The sequence below is a fragment of the Sphingomonas sp. RS6 genome, assembly GCF_054489705.1.
Genome location: NZ_JBTMWM010000004.1, coordinates 38,799 through 61,515 on the forward strand (window position 1 = coordinate 38,799; position 22,717 = coordinate 61,515).

Here is a 22,717-nt window from a genome sequence, read left to right on the forward strand (position 1 = left end):
GCGCCTGTCCGCGCAGATTCGCCAGCGGCGTCGATCGACCCCGGTCGTCGCGGCGGCTACAGCGTGATTTGAGCATGATGACCGAACCTGACCGCCTTCTCACCGCCGGCCGCCGCGCCGAAGATGTCGATGCCGCGCTGCGCCCGAAATCGCTCGACGAGTTCGTCGGGCAGAAGGCGGCGCGCGAGAATCTGCGCGTTTTCATCGATGCCGCCAGGGCGCGGGGCGATGCGCTGGACCATGTCCTCTTCTTCGGCCCGCCGGGCCTCGGCAAGACGACGCTCGCGCAGATCATCGCGCGGGAGATGGGGGTGGGATTCCGCTCCACCTCGGGGCCGGTGATCGTCAAGTCGGGCGACCTCGCGGCGCTGCTCACCAATCTCGAGGATGGCGACGTGCTGTTCATCGACGAGATCCACCGCCTCAATCCGGCGGTAGAGGAGGTGCTGTACCCGGCGATGGAAGACCGGGCGCTCGACCTGATGATCGGCGAAGGGCCGTCGGCGCGCAGCGTGCGGATCGAGCTGCCGCGCTTCACACTGGTCGGCGCGACGACCCGGCAGGGGCTGCTGACCACCCCCTTGCGCGATCGCTTCGGCATCCCGGTGCGGCTGCAATTCTACACCGTCGACGAACTGGAACGGGTGGTGACGCGCGCCGCCGGGCTGCTCGGCCTCGGCATTGCGCCCGATGGTGCGCGCGAAGTGGCGCGACGCTCGCGGGGCACGCCGCGCATCGCCGGGCGCTTGCTGCGCCGCGTCCGCGACTTCGCCAATGTGCTGGGCGAGGCGGTGGTGCATGCGAAGGTGGCGGATGCCGCGCTCAACCGGCTGGAGGTCGATAGCCTCGGCCTTGATGCGATGGACCGGCGCTATCTGATGATGATCGCCGATGTCTATCGCGGCGGCCCGGTGGGCGTCGAGACGCTGGCGGCTGGGCTCAGCGAGCCGCGCGACACGATCGAGGAAGTGATCGAGCCCTATCTGATCCAGCTCGGCCTGATCGCCCGCACCGCGCGCGGGCGGTGCCTGAACGGGCCGGGATGGAAGCATCTGGGACTGAACCCGCCGGCGGGTTCGCAGGACGGGTTGTTCGATTAGGCACCGTGCTCGAAACCCAGTCGGCCGGGCAGCGGCAGCGGCGTGCCGGCGTGGTGCAGCGTGACGCCGGTGCCGGGGCCGAACCGGCCGACACAGGTTGCCGCGACGGGCGGGGCCAGGTCCGGGGCGGCGGCGAACAGCAGCTCGTAATCGTCACCCGCGGTGACGGCGGCGAGCCGGGCATCCCGGGTTTCGCCGCGAAACCGGCGATAGTCGGGGGAGAGGGGGATGGCAGCCAGGTCGATCGTCACCATCAGTCCGCTGGCATCCGCCATCCGGACCGCGTCGATCAGCAGCCCGTCGGACACGTCCATCATCGCATGGACGACCGGCGCCAGCGCCTGTCCCTCCGCCAGCCGCGGCATGGGGCGCCGGTAATGGGCGAGCAGCGCCGCCGGTCCCTCGCCGGACTGCGCCACCGCCAGCCCGGCGCCGCCGTCGCCGATGTTGCCGGTGACGTAGAGCAGGTCGCCCGGCTGCGCACCGCTGCGCGCCGGCGCACAGGCAGACCGCCCGAGCGCGGTGAGCGACAGGGTGCGCGGCGCACCGTCCGGCGCGGTCACGGTATCGCCGCCGATCAGCGGGCAGGCAAAGGCGGTCAGCGCCGCGCCCAGCCCGGCGAGAAAGGCCGCATCCCACGCACTGTCACCCGCCAGCGGATAGCCGAGCAGCACGCCTTCCGGCACCGCGCCCTTGGCGGCGAGGTCGGAGAGGTTCACCGCCAGCAGCTTCCAGGCGACATCCCCGGCCGGATCGTCCGGCAGATAATGGACGCCCTCCACCAGCACGTCATGGGTGACGACGAGATCGCCGAGCACGGCCGTATCGTCCCGCAGCCCGCGCGCGCCGAGATGAAGCGGCAGGCGACGCAGCCCGGCAAGGAAGGCGGCTTCGTTCATCCCGCCCGGCATGGGGCAGGGGCGGACATCAGGCGCGCACCGCCTTGGCAATGGCATCCAGAATACCGTTCACGAACCCCTTTTCACGGCGATCGTAAAAGGCATCGGTCACGTCCAGATACTCGCTTATCACCGCACCGGTCGGCACGTCCTTGCGGGCGAGCAGCTCATAGGTGCCGGCACGCAGAATCTGGCGCATCGGCTTGTCGAGCCGGTCGAGCGACCAGTCGGCCGCGAGCTTGCCGGCGATGATGCCGTCAATCTCCTCGCGGCGGGCGTCGGTGCCGCTGACGATATCGTCGAAAAAGGCGATGTCGGCATCGGCATATTCGACGTCTTCGATGATCGCGCCCAGCCGGTGCTGGTGGAACTCATGCAGCAGCGCGGGGATCGAGGTGCCCTCCATCTCGCGCTGGTACAGCGCCTGGACGGCGCCGAGGCGCGCGGCGGCGCGCGCCTTGGAACGGGACTTTGCTTGCGGACTGGCCATAATCTACTTCTATCACTTTAAACGGATCGCGACCGACTTTGCGTGCGCCGGCAGGCCTTCGGCTTCTGCGAGCGCAACGGCAGCGGGGCCGATCGCGGCGAGCCCGGACGGATCCAGGCTCAGGAACGAGGTGCGCTTCATGAAATCGAGCACCGAAAGGCCCGATGCGAAGCGCGCGCGCCGCCCGGTGGGCAGCACATGATTGGGGCCGGCAACATAATCGCCGACGGCTTCCGGCGTGTAGCGGCCGAGGAACACGGAGCCCGCGTGGCGGACCATGTCGAACAGCGGCTCGGCATCGTCGCAGGCGAGTTCGAGATGCTCGGGCGCGAGGCGATCGACCAGCGGCATCGCGGTGGGCAGGTCCGGCACCAGGATGATCGCGCCGTTCGCGTCCCAGCTGGTGCGCGCGGTGGCGCCGGTCGCCAGCGTGGCGATCTGTGCGTCGACCGCTGCCGCCACCTTGTCGGCAAAACCGGCGTCGTCGGTGAACAGGATCGACTGGCTGGTGGGGTCGTGCTCGGCCTGGCTGAGCAGATCGGCGGCGATCCATTCGGGATCGTTCTTGCCGTCCGCCACCACGACGATCTCGGACGGACCCGCGACCATGTCGATGCCGACCACGCCGTAGAGCTGGCGCTTGGCCTCGGCCACCCAGGCATTGCCCGGGCCGGTCACAACGTCCACCGGAGCGATCGTCTCCGTGCCATAGGCGAGCGCCGCCACCGCCTGCGCGCCGCCGACGCGGTACAGTTCGTCGACACCCGCGACATGCGCCGCCGCCAGGACCAGCGGGTTCACCTCGCCGTTGGGCGTTGGCGTGACCATCACCAGCCGCCGCACACCCGCCGCCTTGGCGGGGATGGCGTTCATCAGCACCGAGCTGGGATAGGCCGCACGGCCGCCGGGGACATAGACGCCCGCCGCATCCACCGGCGTCCAGCGCGCGCCGAGGCGGATGCCCTGCGCGTCCACTTCGTCGCGATCCTCCGGGCGCTGCTTGGCGTGATACACCGCGATCCGCTCGGCCGCGAGTTCCAGCGCAGCGCGCAGCTCGGGGCTCAGCCCCTCATAGGCGGCAAGGCAGTCGGCGCGGTCGATCGTCCAGCCCGAGCGATCGAGATCATGCTTGTCGAACAGACGGGTGAGGTCGCGCAGCGCGACATCGCCTTCTTCGCGGACGCGCTTGATGATGTGGGTAACGTTGCGCGCGACATCGTCGTCCGCCTCGCGGCGGGCGTTGACCAGCGCGGTGAAGGCGTCCGCGAAACCGGCATCGGCGGCGTTCAGGCGGATCATGCCACGGCCTTTCGGAAGCCGTCGACCAGCGGTACGACTTCGCTGGCGCGCGTCTTGAACGCGGCGCGGTTGACGATCAGGCGGCTGGTCACTTCGGCGATCACCTCCACCTCGACCAGCCCATTTTCCTTGAGCGTGCGGCCCGAGGAGACGAGGTCGACGATGCGCGGGGCGAGGCCCAGCACCGGCGCCAGCTCCATCGCGCCGTTGAGCTTGACGCATTCGGCCTGCACGCCGCGCGCCTCGAAATGGGCGCGGGTGATGTGCGGATATTTGGTCGCGACGCGGACATGGCTCCAGCCGCGCGGATCGTCCTGCTCGGCAAGTGCCACCGGCTCGGCGACGGAGATGCGGCAATGACCGATGCCCAGGTCGACCGGCGCGTAGAGTTCGGAATAGTCGAACTCAGCGAGCACGTCCGATCCCACGATGCCCAGATGCGCGGCGCCATGCGCGACGAAGGTCGCCACGTCGAAGGCGCGCACCCGGATCAGGTCGATCGCGGGGTTGTTCGTGGCGAAACGCAGCGCGCGCGAGTTCTTATCGGAAAAGGCGGCTTCGGGCACGATGCCGACCGCCGCCAGCAAGGGCAGCGCCTCTTCGAGAATCCGGCCTTTCGGCACGGCAAGGATCAACGGCTCGGTCATGGGTGCGGGGGCTTTACTTGGGGGGCAGCGTGGGCGCAACACGCGCCGAAGGGAGAAGCGCATGGCAAGTGAAGCCGAGAATCGCAAGAGTTTCGCCATCCAGGCAGGCTATTGCGAGGCGATGGCCGCATCGATCACCGCGCGCATCTGTACCGCGCTGGGGCAGGGCATCACCCGCGCGAGCGAAACCGGTCGGCGCGTGCTCGACTGGCCCGGCGAGCCGGTCGCCGATGCGCTGGTGCTGCGGCTGGTGGGCGGGCTGCACGCGCTCCATCGTCGCGGCGTGCCCGAGCTGCGGCGCATCTTCACCGGCGAGGAAACCGATATCGGCCGGATCGGCGCGGCGCTGGATGCGGTGCTTTCCGCCTATGACTTCACGCTGATGCCCTGGCTCTATGGCCCGCCCCAGACCAACGAGGCGGGCCGCTCTGCCGGGCTGATGACCGGCCTCCTGCACTTGGCGCGGCGCTATGGTCCGCGCTTCGAGGTGCTGGAGATCGGATCGAGCGGCGGGTTGAACCTGATGCTCGGCCGTTACCGGTTCGATCTGGGCGGGGTGGCGGTGGGGCCGGTCGAGTCGCCGATGACGATCGCCCCCGAATGGCGCGGGCCGCCGCCGCCCGCTGCGCCGGTGGAGATCGTATCGGCGCGGGGCGTCGATATCGCGCCGCTCGATCTGACCAGCGATCGCGATGCCGAACGGCTCCAGGCCTATTGCTGGGTCGACGCCACCGATCGGCAGGCGCGGCTCGATGCCACGATCGCGATGCTGCGCGCGCAGCCGGTGACGCTCGAACGCGGCGATGCCGGCGACTGGGTCGAGGCGCGACTGGCGGAGCCCCAGCCGGCCGGTGTGGTGCGCGTGCTGATGCATTCGGTGGTGTGGCAATATCTGCCCGACGCCACCCAGGATCGCATTGCCGGCGCGATGCTGGCCGCCGGCGCTGCGGCGACGCCGGATCGGCCGCTCGGCTGGGTGATGATGGAGCCGAACCGCGACCTTCACCGGCACGAGGTGCGCGTGCGCGGCTGGCCCGGCGATACGCCGATGGAACTGGTGGCGCTCACCCATGCGCACGGCGCCTGGGTCGAGGGGCTGGCCCCGCCCTTTGCGACGCGGCCCTATGTCATGCGCGAGGCTTGACCGTGGCGCTCACACGCGGCGCATCGCCAGCCAGTCGAGCATCGCGTCGGTGACGGCATCGGGCGCTTCCCAGGGCGAGAAATGCCCTGCGTCGTGAATCTGGGCCAGCGTCAGATCGGGGATCAGCGTGTCGAGCCCGTCCATCAGGCAGGGGAGAAGCCCGCGATCGCGCATGCCCCAGATCACCAGCGTCGGCTGGGGCTGAAGCGGGAAGGGGCCGTCGATCCATTCGGGGCGCGGTGGATCCTCGTCCATCGCGGGCACGATCAGTCCCGTGGCGCGGTACCAGTTGAGCATCGCGGTCATCGCCCCCGGCTCGGCCCAGTCACGCAGATAGAGGGCCTTTTCCTCGGGCGGAACGGTAACGCCCAGATGCTCGCCGAACAGCGAGAAGAGGAATTGCTCGAGCGCCTGGCGATCGGGCGCCTGATCCAGCGTGGTCTCGCGGAAGAAGCGGATATACTGGCTCGCCTTGCGCTGCGCCGGATCGTCGAACAGCTTGCGCTGGAAGACCTGGGGATGGGGGGCGTTGACGATGATCAGCCGCGAGACCCGGTTCGGCTTCTGCAACGCGGCCATCCACGCGATCGCGCCGCCCCAGTCATGGCCGGCAAGCGCAAACTGCTCGACCTGCAACGCATCGGCGAGCGCGAACAGGTCGGCCGCGATCCGATCGGGCGCATAGGCGTCAACCCCCGACGGCTTGGACGATGTCGTATAGCCCCGCTGATCCGGGGCGATGACGAAATAATGTTCGGCGAGCGCCGGAATCTGGTGCCGCCAGGTCCGGTGCGATTCGGGAAAGCCGTGGAGCAGCACGATCGCCGGCTTCGCCGGGTCGCCGGCGGTGGCGACGTTGAGCGTGACGTTGGTCGAAAGCGATATCGCTGTTTGCCTCGCATGCGTCACGGCCTTGCTCCCCGGTTCCGCTTTTCGTTGCCCCCGGCCGCGGGCGCCTGCGCCGATGCCCGCGATCCGGCCACTGCGAAAACCATGCGCCGCTTCGGCGGGCGCCGCAACCCGGCTGTCAGGGATAGCTCACCGTCTTCGGCACTTCGGGGATGGGAATGAACTCCTTGTCATCGCCCGGAACCTTGGGGAAATTGCCGGCCTTCCAGTCCTCCTTGGCCTGGTTGATCCGGTCCCGGCTCGACGACACGAAATTCCACCACACATGGCGCGGCGTCTGGAACGCTTCGCCGCCGCAGAACATCACCCGTGCGCCGCGTTCGGAACGCAGCGTCGCGCGCGTGCCGGGGCGGAGGATGTAGAGCGTCATCGGCACGAGCGGCATCCCGTCGATGCTCGCATCGCCGGCCGCGACGTACAGCGCGCGTTCGTCCGCTGCCGGCTCGATCGGGATGCTCCCGCCAGCGTCGATTGCGATATCGGCATAGATGGTGTGCGCGTAGGTGGTGGTGGGTGCGGCCGCGCCCCACAACTCGCCCATGATGACACGCGCCCGCACGCCCGGCGATTCGACCACGGGCAATTCGCCGGCGGCGACATGCTCGAACGCCGGATCGCGTTCTTCCTCGGCTTCAGGAAGCGCCAGCCAGGTCTGGATGCCCGACAGTTCTGGCCCCTTGGCGCGTTCGGCCGAGGGCGACCGCTCCGAATGGACGATGCCGTGGCCAGCGGTCATCAGATTGACGGCGCCGGGGGTGATCGTCGCTTCGGTGCCGAGCGAATCGCGATGGTCGATTGCGCCGGCGAACAGGTAGGTGACGGTCGCAAGATTGATGTGGGGGTGCGGGCGGACGTCGATCCCGGTGCCGACATCGAGGATCGCCGGCCCCATCTGGTCGAAGAAGATGAAGGGGCCGACCATCGTCCGCGGCCGCGAGGGCAGGGTGCGATGCACCTTGAAGCCGCCCAGATCGTGCGTGCTGGGCTCGATCATCTGGGTTACGAGGTCGTCGCGCATCGTTCATCTCCCGCAATTCGGCCCCAGCGATACAGTCGCTGCCCGTCGCTGCCCAGCCAAACGAGCGGATGGGGTTGGCGGATGCGCGATCGGCGTCACTCGCCCGGCGCGGTTGCCTTGATCGCCAGCGCGTGGATGCGCGTGGCGAGCAGATCGGCCAGTGCGTGGTTCACCTTGCGCTGGCGGGCCACGCGGTTCAGCCCCGCAAATTCCGGGCTTTCGATGGTGACCGTGAAGTGGGTTTCGCCCGTGCCGTCATCGCCCAGATGCCCGCGATGCTGGGCACTGTCGTTGCTGACGTGCAGGTGCGACGGGGCGAGCGCGGTGCGCAGGCGATCGGCGATCAGATCGGCCAGGGGGCCGGTGGCGAGGTCAGTCATCGCGCCTATATAGGCGGTTTGTTCGAGGGAGTCGCGTGGCTAGCCGTCAGCCGAAAAAGGATCGTCCGAATGCCCGTTTCCACGGTCGCGTGGAGGCGGAGGGAAGATTATGTGCAGAGCCGGGCTGCGACGCTCCCGGCGAATTCCGGGCGCCGCCGCTCGAAGGCGCGCGCGGCCGCTCCGACGGGCCGCCGCCGTTCCGCTGGCTGTGCCTGGACCATGTCCGCGCGTTCAATTCCGGCTATAATTTCTTCGCGGGCATGAGCCCCGACGAGATCCACGAGGCGCAGCGCCCGATCGCCGGCTGGGAACGCGAGACGCGCGTCTTCAGCGCCAATCCCGACGTGCCGCCGCGCTGGGCCGACTTTGCCGACCCGCTCGACGCGATCGGCGCACGCTTCCGCGACCGGATGAAGGATCGCGGCGAGCGCAAGGACGGGCGGCCGCTCTCCGGCGCGGATCGCGACGCACTGAAGGTGCTCGACCTGGAGATCGACTGCGACCGGACGGCGCTGCGCAAGCGCTATTCGGAACTGGTGCGCAGGTTCCACCCCGACCGCAACGGCGGCGACCGGAGCCACGAGGCGCGGCTGCAGCGGGTGATCGCGGCGTATCAGCAGCTCAAGGGGTCCGCGGCCTTCGCCTGAAGGCCGCGCCCGATCAGGCTTCCGCGTCTGCCGTCAGCCGGCGCGCGACCGCTTCCAGTTGCTCGGCCACTGCGGACCAGCCCTGCTCGAACCCCATCGCACGGTGCGTTTCGCAGCTCTCCTGTGACCAGTGCCGCGCGCTGGCGCGGTAGCGGGTGCGCTGCCCCTCGGGCTCGAACGACCAGGTGCCGACCATGAAGGGCGTCTGCGGGATCCATCCCGCCCGGAAGGCGTCCGTGGACACGACGCGACGCCCCGGCACGACTTCCAGGATCACGCCTTCCAGCCGCTGCTCCTCGCCGTTGGGGCCGCGCATGATCATCGCGCTACGGCCTCCGGAGCGCAGATCCTGCTCGATCAATTCGGTGGTCCACGGCCGCGGGCACCACCATTCCTCAAGGTGATCGGTGAAGGCGCGCCAGCAGGCCTCGACGGGCGCATCGATCAGCCGCTCGACGAACAGCTCCAGTGGATCGCTCATGCTGCCGCCGCCTCCTCACCGCTGACCAGCCCGAAGACCGCGCCGTCCGGATCCACCGCCTGCAGCGCGCGCTCGCCACCGGGCACGTCCATCGGCTCCATTACCACCGTTCCCCCAGCCGCTTCGACCCGGCCTCTCGCCGCATCGACATCGTCGACCCGGAAGTAGAAGCCCCAGCCGGGCTTCGCCCCCGGCGGCACCCGCATGATCGCGCCGATCGGCGCACCGCCGTCATGGCCGATGAAGCTATACTCCCCCATCTCGCCCATCGGCATCCCGCCCATCCGGGTGAGGCCGAACTGGCGATGATAGAAGCCGAGCGCGGCATCCGCATCCGGCGCCAGCAATTCGTTCCAGCCGACATGGCCGAGCCCGTGCCGCTGGTAGACGCTGCTCGTCGCGCCCTCGGTCGCGCCGCGCATCACGTAGAAGGGCACGCCCTGGGGATCGGTGACCATCGCGATCCGGCCCACGCCAGCCGCATCCCAGGCGGGTACCAGCACCTTCCCGCCCGCGGCGACGATGCCCGCGACGCTCGCATCGACATCGTCGACCCCGAAATAGGCGAGCCAGGTGGGGCTCGCGCCGGCCTGCAGCATGGCCGCGTCCAGCTGGAGCATGCCGCCCGCATTGCCGTCGGGCGCGACGATCATGCGATAGTCAGGCCCGCCGGGCGGCGGCGCGCCGACCTGCCAGCCGACAACCGCGTCATAAAAGGCCGCCGCCCGATCTGCATCGCTGGTCATCAGTTCGTACCAGATGATTTCGCCCTGCCGGTTGGTCATGTTCCGCTCCCTGTCCTCAGCCTTGGGCGATCTCGACGATGGGCTCGAAGCCGCCCCAGAACATTCGCTTGGTGTCGAACGGCATCGCCAGCCCATCCATTTCCGGGTCGGCCATCATTGCCGCCCAACCCTTGTCGCGTGCCCCCTTGTCCGGCCAGACGACCCAGGAGAAGACCACCGTCTCTCCCGCTTCGGCGTTGGTCGCGCGATAGAAATCGGTAGCCGTCCCATGGGGCACGTCCTGACCCCAGCATTCCACGACATGCGTCGCGCCCAGCGCGCGCAGCTTCTCGCCGGTCCGCTGGGCAAGCTCGGTATAGGCGGCGCGGTTCGCCTCCGGCACCGGCAGCACATATCCGTCGACATAGGTCATGCTCACGCTCCTTCAGGCGGGTTCGGGCATCTCCGTCCGCAATTCCTCGAGCTGCGCTGCAATCGCGGCGACGAACGCCGGTCGCGCGAGACAGCGCCGCTGGTACGCAGCGAGCGCCGGATGCGCGGCGAGCATGTCGGTATGGTCGAGCATGCGCAGCGCCGAGGCCATCAGCAGATCCCCGGCGGTGAAGCGCCCTTCCAGATACTCCCGCGTCCCCAGCGCCGCGGCCAGATGACCGAGCCGCGTGTCGACATCCGCCACAAGGCCGGGGCGGCGAAGCTGCGCCCAGGCCTCGCCCTGTGCGAACCTGTCGACCGTGGCGAGTTCCATCAGCATCGGTTCGACGCTGTTGAGCGCCGCGACCGCCCAGCTGAGCGCCCGCGCCCGGCCAACGGCATCGCGCGGCAGCAGGACTTCAGAGCGCTCGGCAATGTGGAGCACGATCGCGCCCGATTCGAACATGCGCACCGCGCCTTCGCGATAGGCGGGCACCTGGCCGAAGGGCTGTTCGGCGAAATAGTCCGCCGGCCGATCCACCGTGCTGATCGGAGCGGTGCGGTAGCCGATCCCGGCCTCCTCCAGCGCCCAGCGGACGCGGAAGTCGCGGACATGACCGCGCGCAAAGTCCGGCACCCAGTCCAGGGTGACGATCTCAACGGGACTTTCAGCAATAACAGGCATGGCGTTCTCTCCTCTGGTTCAGGCGTCGCCTTCGCGCTTGGCGCCCTTGAGCAGCGCGACGATCGCCATGGCGTGGCCGTGCCCCAGCCCGAACTGCGCCTTGAGATCGGCGACGATCGTCCCCGCCTTCACCCCGGCGCGCAGGCCTGCCGCATCGGCCCAGCCCTTCTCGGCGGCATAGTCACGGAAATCGTCGGGGCTGCGACCGGTCTTGGCTTGGATGTTGTCCAAATAGGCCTGGAAGGACATTGCGGTTCTCCTCTGTAGCTCAGGCGGGTTCGACCGCCGCTTCCAGGGCGGCGATGTCGATCTTGCGCATCGTCATCATCGCTTGCATCGCGCGGGCCGCGCGCGCTTGGTCCGGGTCGCCCATCAACTCCACCAGGCGGCGGGGCACGATCTGCCAGCGCAGGCCCCAGCGGTCCTCGCACCAGCTGCAATCGCGCTCGGTCCCGCCATCGGCGGTGATCGCTTCCCACAGCCGATCGGTTTCGGCCTGGTCCTCGGTGTGGATCTGGAACGAGACCGCGTCGTTGAAGCGCGCCTGCGGTCCGGCGTTGAGCGCGATGTAGCGCATGCCTGCCAGCGTGAACTCCACCACCAGCACCGCGCCCGCCTCTCCGGCGGGATAGGCGGCGGGCGCGCGCACCACCTGGTCGATGCGGCTATCCGGCAGCAGCGAAACGTAGAAGCGCACGGCATCCTCGGCAGTGCCGTCGAACCACAGGCAGGGGACGATCTTCTGCGCCATGGCTCAAGCCGGCTCCGCTTGCGCCATCGCCGCGGCGGCGGCGGCCATGTCCATGTGGAACGGCTCGAAGATATGGCCATCGGGATCGGTGAAGCTGCGGCCGTACATGAAGCCCATGTCCTGCACCGGGCGGATGTCACCGCTGCCGCCGGCAGCGATTGCGGTCTCGACCAGCGCGTCGACTGCGGCGCGATCGTCGAGCGGCAGGGCGATCAGCACCTCGGTCGTGGTGCTCGCATCGGCGACGGCGCGCGGCGTGAAGCTCTGAAAGAAATCGCGGTGAAGCAGCATGAAGGTCAGCGAGTCCGAAAGCGCCATCGCGCTCGCGGTCGGGCCGCTGAACCGTTCGTCCTTCGTGCAGCCGATCGCTTCGTAAAAGGCGGTCGCGCGTGGCACGTCGGCCACCGGCAGGTTGACGAACACGGCGTTCGACATCGTTTCTCTCCCCTTCGAGGCGGCTTTCGAGTCGCGCCCTGCTTGATTCGTGCCGCGTCTGATCCTAAAAAACAACTGTGAAGTTAGAAAATATAACTAAGGCCAAGCGCCGCTATGACGATGCCTGCGGCACCGCCCTCGCGCTGGAGTTCGTCGGCGAGCGCTGGGCACTGCTGATCATCCGCGAATTGCTGCTCGGGCCGCGGCGCTTCGGCGAGCTCCGGGCAGGGCTGCCGGGGCTCAGCGCCAATGTGCTTACCCAGCGACTGGTGGGGCTGGAGGCGGACGGGATCGTCGTGCGCGAAAAGCTGCCGCCCCCGGCCAGCGTGCAGGTCTATTCGCTCACTCCCTGGGGCTATGAGGCCGAGCCGGTGGTGCTGGCGATGGGCCGCTGGGCGCTGCGATCGCCCAGCCATGATCCCTCGCTGCCATTCTCCCGCGTTTCGCTGATGCTGGCGCTGCGCATGTTGATCGTGCCGGACAAGGCGGTGGGATGGGCCGGCCGGATCGGGTTTCGGCTCGGCGAGGAATGCTATCTCGCGACCGTCGAGGGCGGTGCGATCGATGTCCGGCGCGGCACGCTCGCCGGGGCCGAGGCGGTGTTCGTCGGCGAGCCCAATGATTTTCTTCCCGTGCTGTTCGGCAACATGCCACTCGCCGCCGCGCTGGGGGAAGGGCGGTTCACCGTGGAGGGCGACGTCGCCCGCGCCGCAGCCTTCGCCACCCTGTTTCTGCTGCCGCCCAAGATCGGCGCCTGAACGCCTCCCCTTGGGGAGATGCGGTTGCAGTGCCGCAAACAAGCCACTAGGTCCGGTGCGACTGAAGGATATTGAGCATCAATGGCCGAGCTTTCCAACACCCAGCCCGATAGCCGGGACACCACGATCCTCGACGCACCCGACAAGATGGTGAAGGTGCGCGAGCTGTTCGGGTTCGACAGCGACATGGAAGTCCCCGCGTTCAGCGAGGCGGACGAGCGGGTGCCCGATCTGGACCCCGCCTATGTGTTCGATCCGGACACCACGCTCGCGGTGCTGGCCGGCTTCGCGCACAATCGCCGCGTGATGATCCAGGGCTATCACGGCACCGGCAAGTCGAGCCACATCGAGCAGGTGGCGGCGCGGCTCAACTGGCCGTGCATCCGCATCAATCTCGACGCGCATATCAGCCGTATCGACCTGATCGGCCGCGACGCGATCGTGCTGCGCGACGGCGTGCAGGTGACCGAATTCCGCGAAGGCCTGTTGCCCTGGGCGCTGCAAACCCCGACGGCGCTGGTGTTCGACGAATATGATGCGGGCCGGCCGGACGTGATGTTCGTCATCCAGCGCGTGCTGGAAACCGAAGGCAAGCTGACCCTGCTCGACCAGAATCGGGTGATCCGTCCGAGCCCGTGGTTCCGCCTGTTCGCCACCGCCAACACGGTCGGCCTGGGCGATACCAGCGGCCTGTATCACGGTACGCAGCAGATCAACCAGGGCCAGATGGACCGCTGGAACATCGTCGTCACGCTCAACTATCTGCCGGCGGCTACCGAGGCGCGGATCGTGCTCGCCAAGTCCGGCGAATATGACAAGCCCGGCGGCAAGGAGACGGTGGAGAACATGGTCCGGGTGGCGGAGCTTACCCGCCGCGGCTTCATCAACGGCGACATCTCGACGGTGATGAGCCCGCGTACCGTGATCACCTGGGCGCAGAATGCGCTGATCTTCGGCGATATCGGCTTCGCCTTCCGCCTGTCGTTCCTCAACAAGTGCGACGAGGCGGAGCGGGCGCAGGTCGCCGAATATTATCAGCGCGTGTTCGGCAAGGACCTGCCCGAGAGCGTGGTCGGCCGCGCCGCCTGAATAAGGGCGATCCAGGTGGAAGCGGAGGCGATCCGCACCAACCCGGAAATCGTCAAGCTGCGCGCGGTGGAGAAGTGGAACGGCCAGTTGCCGACCTATACGGGATCGGGTCCGCTGCCCTTTATCGACGTCAAGTGACCCAAGCGGCGCCGGCAGCGATGCCGGCGCTTCCTTGACTTCTGCCCCGCCGGGGGCATGTGGGAGGGATGGCGCAGGATTCCCCTCTCGATCGCTTCCGGGACGTGCTTGCCGGCACCGCCCGCGCGCTTTCCGGCAATGCGGAGCTGGAGTTCGGTTTCACCGCCGATGCGCCGTTCCAGAGCGGCAAGACGATCAAGGTGCCGACGCCGTCGCGGGCGCTGCCGCCCGAACAGGTGGCGGAGGCGCGCGGCTTTGCCGACAGTTTTGCGCTGCGGATGCGCCACCATGATGCGGCGATGCACAACCGTGCCGCCCCGCGCGAGGCGGCGGCGCGCGCCGTGTATGACGCCGTCGAGACCGCGCGGGTCGAGGCGCTGGGCGCGCGCGGCTATGCCGGGATCGCCGACAATCTGGAACATGCGCTGGCGATGCGGCTGCGCTCCGACCCGATCGGCCGAGCACGGACACGGGACGAAGTGCCGCTGTCAACCGCCGTCGGGCTGCTGGTGCGCGAACGGCTGACCGGGCGCGAATCGCCGGCTGCGGCGGCGCTCGGGCTGGCGCTGATGCGCGACTGGATCGAGGATCGCGCCGGGCCGGAGCTCGACGCGATGGCGCTGGCGATTGACGACCAGCGTGCCTTTGCCGCGCTGGCCACGAAGCTGCTCGAGGATCTCGAACTCACCGAGGGCGAGATGGTCCCGGACGAAGCCGATGAGGGCGGCGACGAGGACGAGGGCGAGCAGGATCAGCAGGAGCAGGGCGAAGACGAAGGCGAAAGCCAGGCCCAGCAAGGCGAGGGCCAGACCGAGGCGCGCGGCGAGCAGCGCGATCGCGAGCAGGGTGACGAGGGCGATCAGGACCAGCAATCCGACGACGGCGAGGAAGGCGACGGCGAGCCGGGGGAGGATGGCGATGACGGCATGATGCCCGCTCGCCCCAATCGCCCGTGGAGCGATCTGCCGCCGCAATTCGAATATCGCGCCTATACCGGCAAGTTCGACGAGGTGATCGCCGCGACCGACCTTTGCGATGCCGACGAGCTGGAACGGCTGCGTGCCTATCTCGACCAGCAGCTCGTGCATCTGCAGGGCGCGGTGACGAAGCTGGCAAACCGCCTTCAACGCCGGCTGATGGCGCAGCAGAGCCGCAGCTGGGATTTCGACCAGGACGAAGGGTTGCTCGATGCCGCGCGGCTGGCGCGCGTCGTGGTCAATCCGATGCAGTCGCTGAGCTACAAGGTCGAGCGTGATACCGAGTTCAAGGACACGGTGGTCACGCTCTTGATCGACAATTCGGGATCGATGCGTGGTCGGCCGATCTCGATCGCGGCGATCAGCGCCGACATCCTTGCCCGCACGCTCGAGCGGGTCGGCGTGAAGACCGAAATCCTGGGCTTCACCACGCGCGCGTGGAAAGGCGGACAGTCGCGCGAACAGTGGCTTGCCGATGGCCGCCCGGCCCAGCCGGGGCGGCTCAACGATCTGCGCCATATCGTCTACAAACAGGCCGACGAGCCGTGGCGGCGCGCCAAGCGCTCGCTGGGCCTGATGATGCGCGAAGGGCTGCTCAAGGAGAATATCGACGGCGAGGCGTTGCTCTGGGCGCATTCGCGGCTGATCGCCCGGCACGAGGATCGCAAGATCCTGATGGTGATCTCCGATGGGGCGCCGGTCGACGATTCCACGCTGTCGGTCAATTCGGGTTCCTATCTGGAGCGCCATCTGCGCCAGGTAATCGGCTGGATCGAGGCGCGCTCGCCGGTCGAGCTGGTGGCGATCGGCATCGGCCATGACGTGACCCGTTATTACCAGCGCGCGGTGACGATCATGGACGCCGAGCAACTCGCCGGTACGATGGTCGAGCAGCTCGCGGCGCTGTTCGACAGCGAGTAGCGCCTTGGCCGAAATCGGCATCGTTCCGCCACCCGGTGGCTTTCGCGGCCCGGTGAAGCGATCGATCACGATTGCCGGTCACGCGACCTCGATCAGCCTCGAACCCGTCTTCTGGCAGGCCCTGGAGGCTGCGGCCGAGTCGGCAGGCGTCCCGCTCAGCAGCCTCGTCGCAGCGATCGATCGCGCCCGCATCTCGGCGGACGAGCCGCCCAACCTCGCCAGCGCGCTGCGCACCTGGCTGATGGCTTCACGCGACGCTTTAGAGGGGTAATTCGGCCGCGAACCGCTAATATGCAACTCGCTCGCAATTGCATTGACACTGAGAACCAGTCGCAATAATCGCTTCCGCAACGATTGTTCGCGATAATGAAGGGGAATTCAGTGAATCGCAGTTCCGCGTCGACGACGCGTATGCCGGCCTTTGTGGCGCTTGCCTGTGTCGGTTTCATCGCATCGGCGCCCGCCCGTGCCGAGGATCCGGTCAAGACCGGCGACGCCGTCCATGCCGATTCGACCGCCGCCGAGGGCGAAGACCAGGACCAGCAGGGCCGCATCATCGTCAACGGTCAGCCCTATGAACCGAAGCAGGAAACGCCCAAGGCCACCCGGCCGGTGCGCGATACGCCGCAGACGATCACCATCCTGACCAACGAAGTGATCGAGCAGCAGAACCTGCTGACGCTGCGCGACATGCTCTCCACCGTCCCCGGCATCACCTTCGGTGCGGGCGAAGGCGGCGGCGGCTATGGCGATTCGATCAACCTGCGCGGCTATTCGGCGAACACCGACATCACCGTCGACGGCGTGCGTGACAGCGCGCAATATACCCGCACCGATCCGTTCAACCTCGAACAGCTCGAAGTCGTCAACGGTCCGAACTCGGTTCAGAACGGCGCCGGCTCGGTCGGCGGTTCGATCAACATCGTCACGAAGAAGCCGCAGGCAAACACGCGGATCGTGGCGTCTGCTGGTGTCGGCACCGACAATTACTATCGTGCGACCGTCGACGCGAATGTGCGTGTCAACGATCTGATCGCCTTCCGCCTGAACGCGATGAAGCATGAAAACGACGTGCCGGGGCGCGACGTCGAGAAATACAAGCGCTGGGGCGTCGCGCCTGCGGTGACGATCGGCATCGACGGTCCGACCCGGCTGACGCTGCAATATGTCCATCAGGAAGATGACAACACGCCGCAATATGGCGTGCCCTATTACCAGTCGATCGGCGGCGCCGTGCCCGGCGTCGATCGCAGCGATTATTTCGGGTTTCGCAACGTCGATACCCAGCAGACCAATGTCGATCAGGCGACGATCACGTTCGAGCATGAGTTCAGCGACTCGGTGTCGATCCGCAACCTGGCGCGCTGGCAGGACGTGACGCAGCTCGCGATCGTCGATCCGCCGCAGGGCACCTATTGTCTCGCCTCCGGCCAGACCCCGACGGGAACGGCGTGCCCGGCGACGGTGCCGGTGGGCTATTACCTGCCGAGCGGCCCGCGCGGGAACACGCGCGATTCGGAAAACCAGCTGATGTACGACCAGGTCGATCTCAGCGCCGGTTTCGACACCGCAGGCTTGAAGCACACGCTGGTGCTCGGCGCGGCGGTGAGCTGGGAGAAGTATAATCTGTCGACCGGCAACGTGCTGCGCAATGCCAATGGCAGCGCCTATTATTCGGCTTATCCGCTGATCAATATCGCCAACCCGAACGAAGTGGTGCAGGGGCCGGCCGGCTTCACCTATGGCAGCAACGTCTATACTGGGCCGATCAACTATATCGAAAGCGCCCGCCAGCGGGGCGAGCTGACCAACTATGCGGTCTATCTGTTCGACACCATCCAGCTTACCGAACAGCTTGAACTCAACGGCGGCGTGCGTTGGGAACGGAACGAGGGATCGTACCGCGCGGATACCGTCTCGACTGCCGCCGCAACGCTGGGCCAGGTCACAACGGGCAAGACCTTCATCAACAATGACGATCTGTTCTCGTACCGGGCGGGCCTCGTCTACAAGCCGGTCGAGGCGGTGAGCCTCTACGTCGCCTATGGCAATTCGAAGACGCCGTCGAAGACATCGGTCAACGGTTCGTGCACCGATGCGACGTGCAACGTCGATCCGGAAACCGCGAAGAACTATGAAGTCGGTGCAAAGGCGGAAGTCGCGGGCGGCCGCCTGCTCCTCACTGCGGCGCTGTTCCGCAACGAGCGGACCAACTACCGCGTCGCGACGGGCGATCCGATCGTCCCCGAGCAGCAGCTGGACGGCCAGTCGCGCGTGGATGGCATCGCGCTGGGTGCAGTGGGGCAGATCACCCCGGCCTGGTCGATCACGGCGAACTACACCTATCTCGACAGCAAGGTGATCCGCAGCATCGCGCGCAACAGCCCGGCTGGGACGATCGACTATGCGGCGGGCCAGCGGCTGCCGAACACGCCCGATCATTCTGGCAGCATCTTCACCACCTATCGGCTGCCGTTCGGCCTGACGCTTGGCTATGGCGTGACCTATCAGGGTGAGATGGCGTTCAACAATTCGTCGCTCAACACCACGACGAACGTCGTTTCCGAAGTCGCGACCAGCGACGACTTCTGGGTCCATAACGCATTCCTGACCTATGACATCACGCGCAATGTTTCGGCGCAGCTCAACGTCAAGAACGTGACGGACAGCGAATATTATACTCGCATCCGCAACAATGGCTGGGCGACACCCGGCGAGTCCCGCTCGGCGGTGCTGACGCTCAACGTCCGCTACTGATCGACGACAATCCATCGCGGCATCGACCCTTCCCGGCGACGGGGAGGGCCGATGTGCGGGGGCTTGATCTTCCGCATGGTTCCTGCGTCGCCGATCGTGGCAGGATGCCGCTTTCGCCAAATCCAGGAACGACCATGCTCATCCCGATTCCCGATCTGCTCGATACGGCCCAGGTGGAGCGCGTCCGCGCCATCATCGATGCGGGCGAATGGGCCGACGGCAACATCACCTCCGGCCCCCAGGCCGCGCTCGCCAAGCGCAACGAACAGCTGGTCGAGGGTTGCGCCGCGCATCGCGAGGCGGGGGCGATCATTCTCGATGCGCTCGGCAAGTCGCCGCTGTTCGTTGCGGCGGCGCTCCCGCTCAAGGTGTTTCCGCCACTGTTCAATCGCTATGCCGGCGGCCAGAATTTCGGCACGCATGTCGACAATGCCGTCCGTATCCAGCGGGGCAGCGAATTTCGCGTCCGTTCCGATCTGTCGATGACCGTCTTTCTGGAGGCGCCGGATGCCTATGACGGCGGTGAACTGCTGATCGAGGGGCTGTTCGGCGCCCAGTCGGTCAAGCTGCCGGCGGGGCACGCGATCCTCTACCCCTCGTCGAGCCTTCACCGCGTCACGCCCGTGACACGCGGCGCGCGCGTCGCCAGCTTCTTCTGGCTGCAATCGATGGTGCGCGACGATGCCGCGCGGCGGATATTGTTCGATCTCGATCGATCGATCCAGACGCTGGCGGTGGAACTGGGGCAGGGCCATGCCCAGCTGGTGGAGTTGACAGGCGTGTACCACAATCTGCTGCGGCGCTGGGCCGACGCCTGAACCCCCGGGCTCAGTCCAGCATCGCGATCAGCGCGGGTGACAGCTGCTCGCGAAAGCCGCCGCCGTCGCGAACCACCATCTGCACCGCCAGTCGCTCGCGTTCGGCAAGCGCCATGCCGTCCTGCTCCCCCAGCACCGTCAGCGCCGTGGCCCAGGCATCGGCGTACATGGCGCTGGCATGGAGCACGCTGACCGATGCGACCTCATTGTCGATCGGGCGCCCGGTACGCGGATCGACACTATGGGCATAGCGGCGGCCGTCATGTTCAAAGAAGCGCCGATAATCGCCCGAGGTGGCGACCGACAGCCCGTGCAGCGCCACCCGTAGTGGCGGCGTGGCGGCGCCCTCGATTCGCTCGAGCTCGACCCACCAGGGCTGACCATCGGGCTTGATGCCCTCGCCGCGAAACTCGCCGCCGATCTCGATCAGAAAGTCCCCGATGCCGATCGCGCGCAGCCGATCGGCCACGGCGTCGACCGCATGCCCCTTGGCGATGCCGGACAGGTCGAGACGCGCCGGCGCCAGCCGGCGGAAGCGCAGGGCAGCGGCATCGATCTCGATATGGCGAAGGCCCGATACGGCGAGCGCTTCGGCAACGGCACAAGGCGCCGGCAGGTCGATGCGCGGCCCTGCCGGACCAAAGCCCCACAAGTCGACGAGCAGGCCGATCGCCGGATCGAACCCGCCATCGCTGCGTGCCGCCACCGCGCGCGCGGCGTCGAGCACATGCAGCGCCTCTGCCGAGAGCGGCTGCCACCGGGCGACGACGCTGTCGTTGAACCGGCCGATCCGCGAATCGCGTGCATAGTGGCTGAACTCGGCGATGATCCGATCAAAAACCGCCAGCACTTCGCATTCGGCTTCCGGCGGTGGATCGACGGCGAGCAGCCGCCAGCTGGTGCCCATCGTTTCGCCGCCCAGCGCCGCCACAGGCGCGCCGAAACGCCGGCGACGAAAGGCCGCCGGCGTCAGCGTCATCGGAATGGCGATGCGGGCTTGTTCGCTCAGGGGGCGAGCACTTCGAGCGTGGTCGTGTAGCTCACCCGGCGGGGCTGCGGCCCGGCCGGACCCTGGCCCGGCTGGCGGGCGCCGCCAGGACCGCCGGGGCCTTGCCCTGCGCCTTCGGCTTCGCCGCGCGGCGCATTGGGCGTGACGTTCACCCAGTACATGCCGGGTTCGGGCCAGGTGATCGTCACCTTGCCCTGCGCATCGGTCCGCAGGTCCATCTGCTTCAGCGCATCCCGATAGCGGATGCCGCCGGGGATCGCCGTGACGTAGAGGTTCGGCGCAGGCTTGCCGTCGAGCAGAAACTGGAAGGTCGCGGCCTCGCCGGCGACCAGATCGTTGGGATGCTTCACCGGCACCAGTTCGATGCCGCGGCCGCTGGGCTTGAACACGGTGTCGGTCGGGGCGCCCTGCGTGACGAAGATCTCGTTGCGCATCAGGGCTTCGGACGTGACGACGTCGGTCGCCCCGGCCGGGATCACCGACGCCAGCTTGTCCTTGGTCGTGCCGCGCGGAATCATCTTGGTCTCGCCGTTCAGCGTGTATCGGCCGAACACGCCGTCATTGACCACGGCGATGCGATAGGTGCCCTGCTGCGTCAGGTGCACATCGAACGTGGCGCGGAACTGGCCGACCGCGTGGTTTTCCACCTTGCCTTCGGTGCCGTCCGGCTGCGTCACCGTCGGGATGGCGGGCAGCGGGCGGTGATCGAAAAAGAACAGGTCATTTGAGACGGCGGCGTCGACCGTGATCCAGTTGTCGGTGCCCGAAACCACCGTGGACGACGGCAGCAGCCACATCCGATGGGCGAGTGCGGCCGGGCCGGCGAGCGCGGCGACGGCCGCGACGGCGATAAGCGGCTTGCGGAAATTCATGTTGATCCCTCCCGTTGAATCAGCGCGTGATCGTCAGTGCGACGGCCCCGAGTTCGCTCGTGCCCTTGGTGCTGGCCGTGGCGGTCTTGCCGTTCCAGCTGAACGGCAGGCGGACCACCTCGCGCCCGCCCACTTCGCGTGCGGCCTCGACAACCAGCGTGTAGTTGCCCGGCGTCAGCACGGGCATCGCGCCCTTGCCGCCGGACAGGCGAAGCTTCTGTACGCCCGGCGCGCGTGTCGCACCGCTGACGCCGTCCGCCGGAAACTGCATCGTCCGCCCCGCCGCGCGCCACCACTGGCGCACGTCGCGCAGCCATTTGGTGCCTTCGCCGCCGCGCTTGTCGACATCATACCAGACCGAAAGCGTGCGGGGGGCGCTGCCCTCCTTTTCCAGCCAGATGGCGACATAGGGGCGGTGATATTCGGCCACCTTCATGCGCGGCAGCTCGACTGACAGGTCGACGGTCTGCGCGCCGGCCGTGGCGGGAAGCAGCGTGCCGACGCCCAGCGCGGCGGTGGTCAGCCCGGTAAGGCGGAAAGATATGCTCATGATGCCCCTCAATGGATCAGAAACAGCGCGATCAGCGCGGGAATGGCGAGCCCGGCACCCACCAGCGGCCAGGTGCTCTTGCGATGGCGGGCGTGCATCCACAGCAGCACCAGTCCGGTGAGCGTGAAGACCAGGCAGGCAAAGGCGAACACGTCGATGAACCATTTCCACGTGCTGCCCGAATTGCGGCCTTTATGAAGATCGTTGAGATAGGCGATCCAGCCGCGCGACGTGACCTCGCTCGTCACCTTGCCGCTTTCGCGCTCGATCGCGATCCAGCCATCGCCGCCCGGCCGGGGCAGCGGCAGATAGATTTCGTCGGCCGACCATTCGGCCACGCCCGTGGCCGGCATGTCGAGCGCCGTGCCAAGCCAGGAGGCGACGGCCGGCGGCAGCGGCTTCTTGGTGTCCGGCGCGTCGTCGGGGCGAACCATCGGCTGGAGCGACGCGGGCAGCTGGGCGGCGCGCTCGATGCTGGTCGGGCTGCCTTCGATATCGGCGGCGTGGTTGAGCGTGAAGCCGGTTATCGCGAACAGCAGCAGGCCGATCAGGCTGATGGCTGAGCTCATCCAGTGCCAGGTATGGAGCTGCTTGAGCCAGAAGCTCTTGCGGCTCCGCTTTCGGCTCAGCGGTGGCGAGGGGGCGTGCATCGGGATCGCGCGGTTCCGCAGACAGAGTGAATCGCCGCGTGGATAACGCGAACGATTCGCACTTGCAACGTAATCCTTCAAATGCAGCCGCCCTGTCCGCAACCTGCCACCGGCGGGTCGCAAACAGGGCGGGCGC

General features: G+C 67.6%; 28 protein-coding genes. 10 read left to right on the forward strand and 18 right to left on the reverse strand.

The features are described from left to right. The first annotated feature begins 77 nt into the window (after positions 1-77). Positions 78-1,100 carry a Holliday junction branch migration DNA helicase RuvB gene (ruvB, locus tag ACX40Y_RS09385; RefSeq protein WP_459119299.1) on the forward strand — a complete coding sequence of 341 codons (1,023 nt, stop codon included), beginning with the start codon at positions 78-80 and terminating at the stop codon, positions 1,098-1,100. Here ruvB and thiL read toward each other — a convergent pair. From thiL to hisG, 4 genes are read right to left on the reverse strand one after another with little or no spacing between them, the layout of a single operon-like run. Then, positions 1,097-1,999 (reverse strand): thiamine-phosphate kinase, encoded by a 903-nt coding sequence (thiL, locus tag ACX40Y_RS09390; RefSeq protein ID WP_459119300.1) that lies wholly within the window; start codon positions 1,997-1,999, stop codon positions 1,097-1,099. The genes ruvB and thiL overlap by 4 nt on opposite strands. 28 nt (positions 2,000-2,027) lie before the next feature. After that, the gene (nusB, locus tag ACX40Y_RS09395; RefSeq protein ID WP_459119301.1) at positions 2,028-2,489 is read right to left on the reverse strand and encodes a transcription antitermination factor NusB; all 462 of its coding nucleotides are present in this window, start codon (positions 2,487-2,489) and stop codon (positions 2,028-2,030) included. A 12-nt stretch (positions 2,490-2,501) separates the two neighbouring features. Continuing rightward, a complete protein-coding gene (hisD, locus tag ACX40Y_RS09400; protein ID WP_459119302.1) occupies positions 2,502-3,788 on the reverse strand; it encodes a histidinol dehydrogenase in 1,287 nt (428 codons plus the stop codon). After that, a complete protein-coding gene (gene hisG, locus ACX40Y_RS09405) occupies positions 3,785-4,435 on the reverse strand; it encodes an ATP phosphoribosyltransferase (protein ID WP_064310984.1) in 651 nt (216 codons plus the stop codon). The genes hisD and hisG overlap by 4 nt, the downstream gene beginning before the upstream one ends. A gap of 61 nt (positions 4,436-4,496) precedes the next feature. Here hisG and ACX40Y_RS09410 point away from each other — a divergent pair, with 61 nt between their 5' ends. Next, positions 4,497-5,579, forward strand: a complete 1,083-nt coding sequence (locus tag ACX40Y_RS09410; RefSeq protein WP_459119303.1) for a DUF2332 domain-containing protein — start codon at positions 4,497-4,499, stop codon at positions 5,577-5,579. A 9-nt stretch (positions 5,580-5,588) separates the two neighbouring features. Here the strand turns inward: ACX40Y_RS09410 and ACX40Y_RS09415 are convergent, their stop codons facing one another. From ACX40Y_RS09415 to ACX40Y_RS09425, 3 genes are all read right to left on the reverse strand, one after another. Then, positions 5,589-6,488, reverse strand: coding sequence for an alpha/beta fold hydrolase (locus ACX40Y_RS09415; RefSeq protein WP_459119304.1), 900 nt, complete (start codon positions 6,486-6,488; stop codon positions 5,589-5,591). Between the two features lie 118 nt (positions 6,489-6,606). After that, the gene (locus tag ACX40Y_RS09420; protein WP_459119305.1) at positions 6,607-7,506 is read right to left on the reverse strand and encodes a pirin family protein; all 900 of its coding nucleotides are present in this window, start codon (positions 7,504-7,506) and stop codon (positions 6,607-6,609) included. Positions 7,507-7,601: 95 nt separating this feature from the next. Next, on the reverse strand, positions 7,602-7,886 hold the full coding sequence (locus ACX40Y_RS09425) for a BolA family protein (protein WP_459119306.1): 285 nt from the start codon (positions 7,884-7,886) through the stop codon (positions 7,602-7,604). 35 nt (positions 7,887-7,921) lie between these two features. Between ACX40Y_RS09425 and ACX40Y_RS09430 the strand changes: the two genes are divergently transcribed. Continuing rightward, positions 7,922-8,533, forward strand: coding sequence for a J domain-containing protein (locus ACX40Y_RS09430; RefSeq protein ID WP_459119307.1), 612 nt, complete (start codon positions 7,922-7,924; stop codon positions 8,531-8,533). Positions 8,534-8,546: 13 nt separating this feature from the next. On the opposite strand, the gene ACX40Y_RS09435 is transcribed toward ACX40Y_RS09430, so the two are convergent. From ACX40Y_RS09435 to ACX40Y_RS09465, 7 genes are read right to left on the reverse strand one after another with little or no spacing between them, the layout of a single operon-like run. Then, the gene (locus ACX40Y_RS09435; protein ID WP_459119308.1) at positions 8,547-9,014 is read right to left on the reverse strand and encodes an SRPBCC family protein; all 468 of its coding nucleotides are present in this window, start codon (positions 9,012-9,014) and stop codon (positions 8,547-8,549) included. Beyond that, the gene (locus ACX40Y_RS09440) at positions 9,011-9,799 is read right to left on the reverse strand and encodes a VOC family protein (RefSeq protein ID WP_459119309.1); all 789 of its coding nucleotides are present in this window, start codon (positions 9,797-9,799) and stop codon (positions 9,011-9,013) included. The genes ACX40Y_RS09435 and ACX40Y_RS09440 overlap by 4 nt, the downstream gene beginning before the upstream one ends. 16 nt (positions 9,800-9,815) lie before the next feature. Next, entirely contained in the window at positions 9,816-10,172 is a 357-nt protein-coding gene (locus ACX40Y_RS09445) for a DUF1428 domain-containing protein (protein WP_459119310.1), read from the reverse strand. A gap of 12 nt (positions 10,173-10,184) precedes the next feature. Next, positions 10,185-10,856 (reverse strand): glutathione S-transferase family protein, encoded by a 672-nt coding sequence (locus ACX40Y_RS09450; RefSeq protein WP_125972295.1) that lies wholly within the window; start codon positions 10,854-10,856, stop codon positions 10,185-10,187. 18 nt (positions 10,857-10,874) lie between these two features. Then, positions 10,875-11,105 carry a DUF4287 domain-containing protein gene (locus ACX40Y_RS09455; RefSeq protein ID WP_125972293.1) on the reverse strand — a complete coding sequence of 77 codons (231 nt, stop codon included), beginning with the start codon at positions 11,103-11,105 and terminating at the stop codon, positions 10,875-10,877. 19 nt (positions 11,106-11,124) lie between these two features. After that, the gene (locus tag ACX40Y_RS09460) at positions 11,125-11,607 is read right to left on the reverse strand and encodes a VOC family protein (RefSeq protein ID WP_459119311.1); all 483 of its coding nucleotides are present in this window, start codon (positions 11,605-11,607) and stop codon (positions 11,125-11,127) included. A 3-nt stretch (positions 11,608-11,610) separates the two neighbouring features. Further along, the gene (locus ACX40Y_RS09465) at positions 11,611-12,042 is read right to left on the reverse strand and encodes a VOC family protein (protein WP_459119312.1); all 432 of its coding nucleotides are present in this window, start codon (positions 12,040-12,042) and stop codon (positions 11,611-11,613) included. Positions 12,043-12,119: 77 nt separating this feature from the next. Here ACX40Y_RS09465 and ACX40Y_RS09470 point away from each other — a divergent pair, with 77 nt between their 5' ends. The 7 genes from ACX40Y_RS09470 to ACX40Y_RS09500 all read left to right on the forward strand — a co-directional run bounded on the left by ACX40Y_RS09470 (position 12,120) and on the right by ACX40Y_RS09500 (position 19,500). Continuing rightward, positions 12,120-12,800, forward strand: a complete 681-nt coding sequence (locus ACX40Y_RS09470) for a winged helix-turn-helix transcriptional regulator (protein ID WP_459119313.1) — start codon at positions 12,120-12,122, stop codon at positions 12,798-12,800. A gap of 81 nt (positions 12,801-12,881) precedes the next feature. Then, on the forward strand, positions 12,882-13,889 hold the full coding sequence (gene cobS / locus ACX40Y_RS09475; protein WP_459119314.1) for a cobaltochelatase subunit CobS: 1,008 nt from the start codon (positions 12,882-12,884) through the stop codon (positions 13,887-13,889). A 15-nt stretch (positions 13,890-13,904) separates the two neighbouring features. Continuing rightward, positions 13,905-14,027, forward strand: a complete 123-nt coding sequence (locus ACX40Y_RS09480) for a hypothetical protein (protein ID WP_459119315.1) — start codon at positions 13,905-13,907, stop codon at positions 14,025-14,027. A 68-nt stretch (positions 14,028-14,095) separates the two neighbouring features. Then, a complete protein-coding gene (gene cobT / locus ACX40Y_RS09485; RefSeq protein ID WP_459119316.1) occupies positions 14,096-15,925 on the forward strand; it encodes a cobaltochelatase subunit CobT in 1,830 nt (609 codons plus the stop codon). A 52-nt stretch (positions 15,926-15,977) separates the two neighbouring features. After that, positions 15,978-16,196, forward strand: coding sequence for a ribbon-helix-helix domain-containing protein (locus tag ACX40Y_RS09490; protein WP_459119317.1), 219 nt, complete (start codon positions 15,978-15,980; stop codon positions 16,194-16,196). Between the two features lie 95 nt (positions 16,197-16,291). Continuing rightward, complete coding sequence (locus ACX40Y_RS09495) at positions 16,292-18,682, forward strand: TonB-dependent receptor (RefSeq protein WP_459119318.1); 2,391 nt, start codon at positions 16,292-16,294, stop codon at positions 18,680-18,682. A 134-nt stretch (positions 18,683-18,816) separates the two neighbouring features. Then, positions 18,817-19,500: a Fe2+-dependent dioxygenase gene (locus tag ACX40Y_RS09500; protein WP_459119319.1), complete on the forward strand. Its 684-nt coding sequence runs from the start codon at positions 18,817-18,819 to the stop codon at positions 19,498-19,500. Positions 19,501-19,510: 10 nt separating this feature from the next. Here the strand turns inward: ACX40Y_RS09500 and ACX40Y_RS09505 are convergent, their stop codons facing one another. Genes ACX40Y_RS09505 through ACX40Y_RS09520 form a run of 4 tightly spaced genes read right to left on the reverse strand, consistent with a single transcriptional unit; the run spans position 19,511 to position 22,581 of the window. After that, on the reverse strand, positions 19,511-20,479 hold the full coding sequence (locus ACX40Y_RS09505) for an FAD:protein FMN transferase (RefSeq protein WP_459119320.1): 969 nt from the start codon (positions 20,477-20,479) through the stop codon (positions 19,511-19,513). A 26-nt stretch (positions 20,480-20,505) separates the two neighbouring features. Continuing rightward, positions 20,506-21,381, reverse strand: coding sequence for a DUF4198 domain-containing protein (locus tag ACX40Y_RS09510; protein ID WP_459119321.1), 876 nt, complete (start codon positions 21,379-21,381; stop codon positions 20,506-20,508). A gap of 19 nt (positions 21,382-21,400) precedes the next feature. Continuing rightward, a complete protein-coding gene (locus ACX40Y_RS09515) occupies positions 21,401-21,931 on the reverse strand; it encodes a DUF2271 domain-containing protein (protein WP_459119322.1) in 531 nt (176 codons plus the stop codon). Positions 21,932-21,939: 8 nt separating this feature from the next. Beyond that, positions 21,940-22,581 carry a PepSY-associated TM helix domain-containing protein gene (locus ACX40Y_RS09520; protein WP_459119323.1) on the reverse strand — a complete coding sequence of 214 codons (642 nt, stop codon included), beginning with the start codon at positions 22,579-22,581 and terminating at the stop codon, positions 21,940-21,942. Positions 22,582-22,717: the final 136 nt, after the last annotated feature.

Excerpts from the sequence above, each read along its gene's own strand:
- ACX40Y_RS09465 (WP_459119312.1), bottom strand. The coding sequence starts at position 12,042 with ATGTCGAACGCCGTGTTCGTCAACCTGCCGGTGGCCGACGTGCCACGC.
- ruvB (WP_459119299.1), top strand. The coding sequence starts at position 78 with ATGACCGAACCTGACCGCCTTCTCACCGCCGGCCGCCGCGCCGAAGAT.
- ACX40Y_RS09410 (WP_459119303.1), top strand. The coding sequence starts at position 4,497 with ATGGCAAGTGAAGCCGAGAATCGCAAGAGTTTCGCCATCCAGGCAGGC.
- thiL (WP_459119300.1), bottom strand. The coding sequence starts at position 1,999 with ATGAACGAAGCCGCCTTCCTTGCCGGGCTGCGTCGCCTGCCGCTTCAT.
- ACX40Y_RS09425 (WP_459119306.1), bottom strand. The coding sequence starts at position 7,886 with ATGACTGACCTCGCCACCGGCCCCCTGGCCGATCTGATCGCCGATCGC.
- hisG (WP_064310984.1), bottom strand. The coding sequence starts at position 4,435 with ATGACCGAGCCGTTGATCCTTGCCGTGCCGAAAGGCCGGATTCTCGAA.
- ACX40Y_RS09515 (WP_459119322.1), bottom strand. The coding sequence starts at position 21,931 with ATGAGCATATCTTTCCGCCTTACCGGGCTGACCACCGCCGCGCTGGGC.
- cobT (WP_459119316.1), top strand. The coding sequence starts at position 14,096 with ATGGCGCAGGATTCCCCTCTCGATCGCTTCCGGGACGTGCTTGCCGGC.
- nusB (WP_459119301.1), bottom strand. The coding sequence starts at position 2,489 with ATGGCCAGTCCGCAAGCAAAGTCCCGTTCCAAGGCGCGCGCCGCCGCG.
- ACX40Y_RS09420 (WP_459119305.1), bottom strand. The coding sequence starts at position 7,506 with ATGCGCGACGACCTCGTAACCCAGATGATCGAGCCCAGCACGCACGAT.
- ACX40Y_RS09455 (WP_125972293.1), bottom strand. The coding sequence starts at position 11,105 with ATGTCCTTCCAGGCCTATTTGGACAACATCCAAGCCAAGACCGGTCGC.
- ACX40Y_RS09505 (WP_459119320.1), bottom strand. The coding sequence starts at position 20,479 with ATGACGCTGACGCCGGCGGCCTTTCGTCGCCGGCGTTTCGGCGCGCCT.
- ACX40Y_RS09445 (WP_459119310.1), bottom strand. The coding sequence starts at position 10,172 with ATGACCTATGTCGACGGATATGTGCTGCCGGTGCCGGAGGCGAACCGC.
- hisD (WP_459119302.1), bottom strand. The coding sequence starts at position 3,788 with ATGATCCGCCTGAACGCCGCCGATGCCGGTTTCGCGGACGCCTTCACC.
- ACX40Y_RS09520 (WP_459119323.1), bottom strand. The coding sequence starts at position 22,581 with ATGCACGCCCCCTCGCCACCGCTGAGCCGAAAGCGGAGCCGCAAGAGC.
- ACX40Y_RS09495 (WP_459119318.1), top strand. The coding sequence starts at position 16,292 with ATGAAGGGGAATTCAGTGAATCGCAGTTCCGCGTCGACGACGCGTATG.
- ACX40Y_RS09510 (WP_459119321.1), bottom strand. The coding sequence starts at position 21,381 with ATGAATTTCCGCAAGCCGCTTATCGCCGTCGCGGCCGTCGCCGCGCTC.
- ACX40Y_RS09440 (WP_459119309.1), bottom strand. The coding sequence starts at position 9,799 with ATGACCAACCGGCAGGGCGAAATCATCTGGTACGAACTGATGACCAGC.
- ACX40Y_RS09500 (WP_459119319.1), top strand. The coding sequence starts at position 18,817 with ATGCTCATCCCGATTCCCGATCTGCTCGATACGGCCCAGGTGGAGCGC.
- ACX40Y_RS09460 (WP_459119311.1), bottom strand. The coding sequence starts at position 11,607 with ATGGCGCAGAAGATCGTCCCCTGCCTGTGGTTCGACGGCACTGCCGAG.
- cobS (WP_459119314.1), top strand. The coding sequence starts at position 12,882 with ATGGCCGAGCTTTCCAACACCCAGCCCGATAGCCGGGACACCACGATC.
- ACX40Y_RS09450 (WP_125972295.1), bottom strand. The coding sequence starts at position 10,856 with ATGCCTGTTATTGCTGAAAGTCCCGTTGAGATCGTCACCCTGGACTGG.
- ACX40Y_RS09435 (WP_459119308.1), bottom strand. The coding sequence starts at position 9,014 with ATGAGCGATCCACTGGAGCTGTTCGTCGAGCGGCTGATCGATGCGCCC.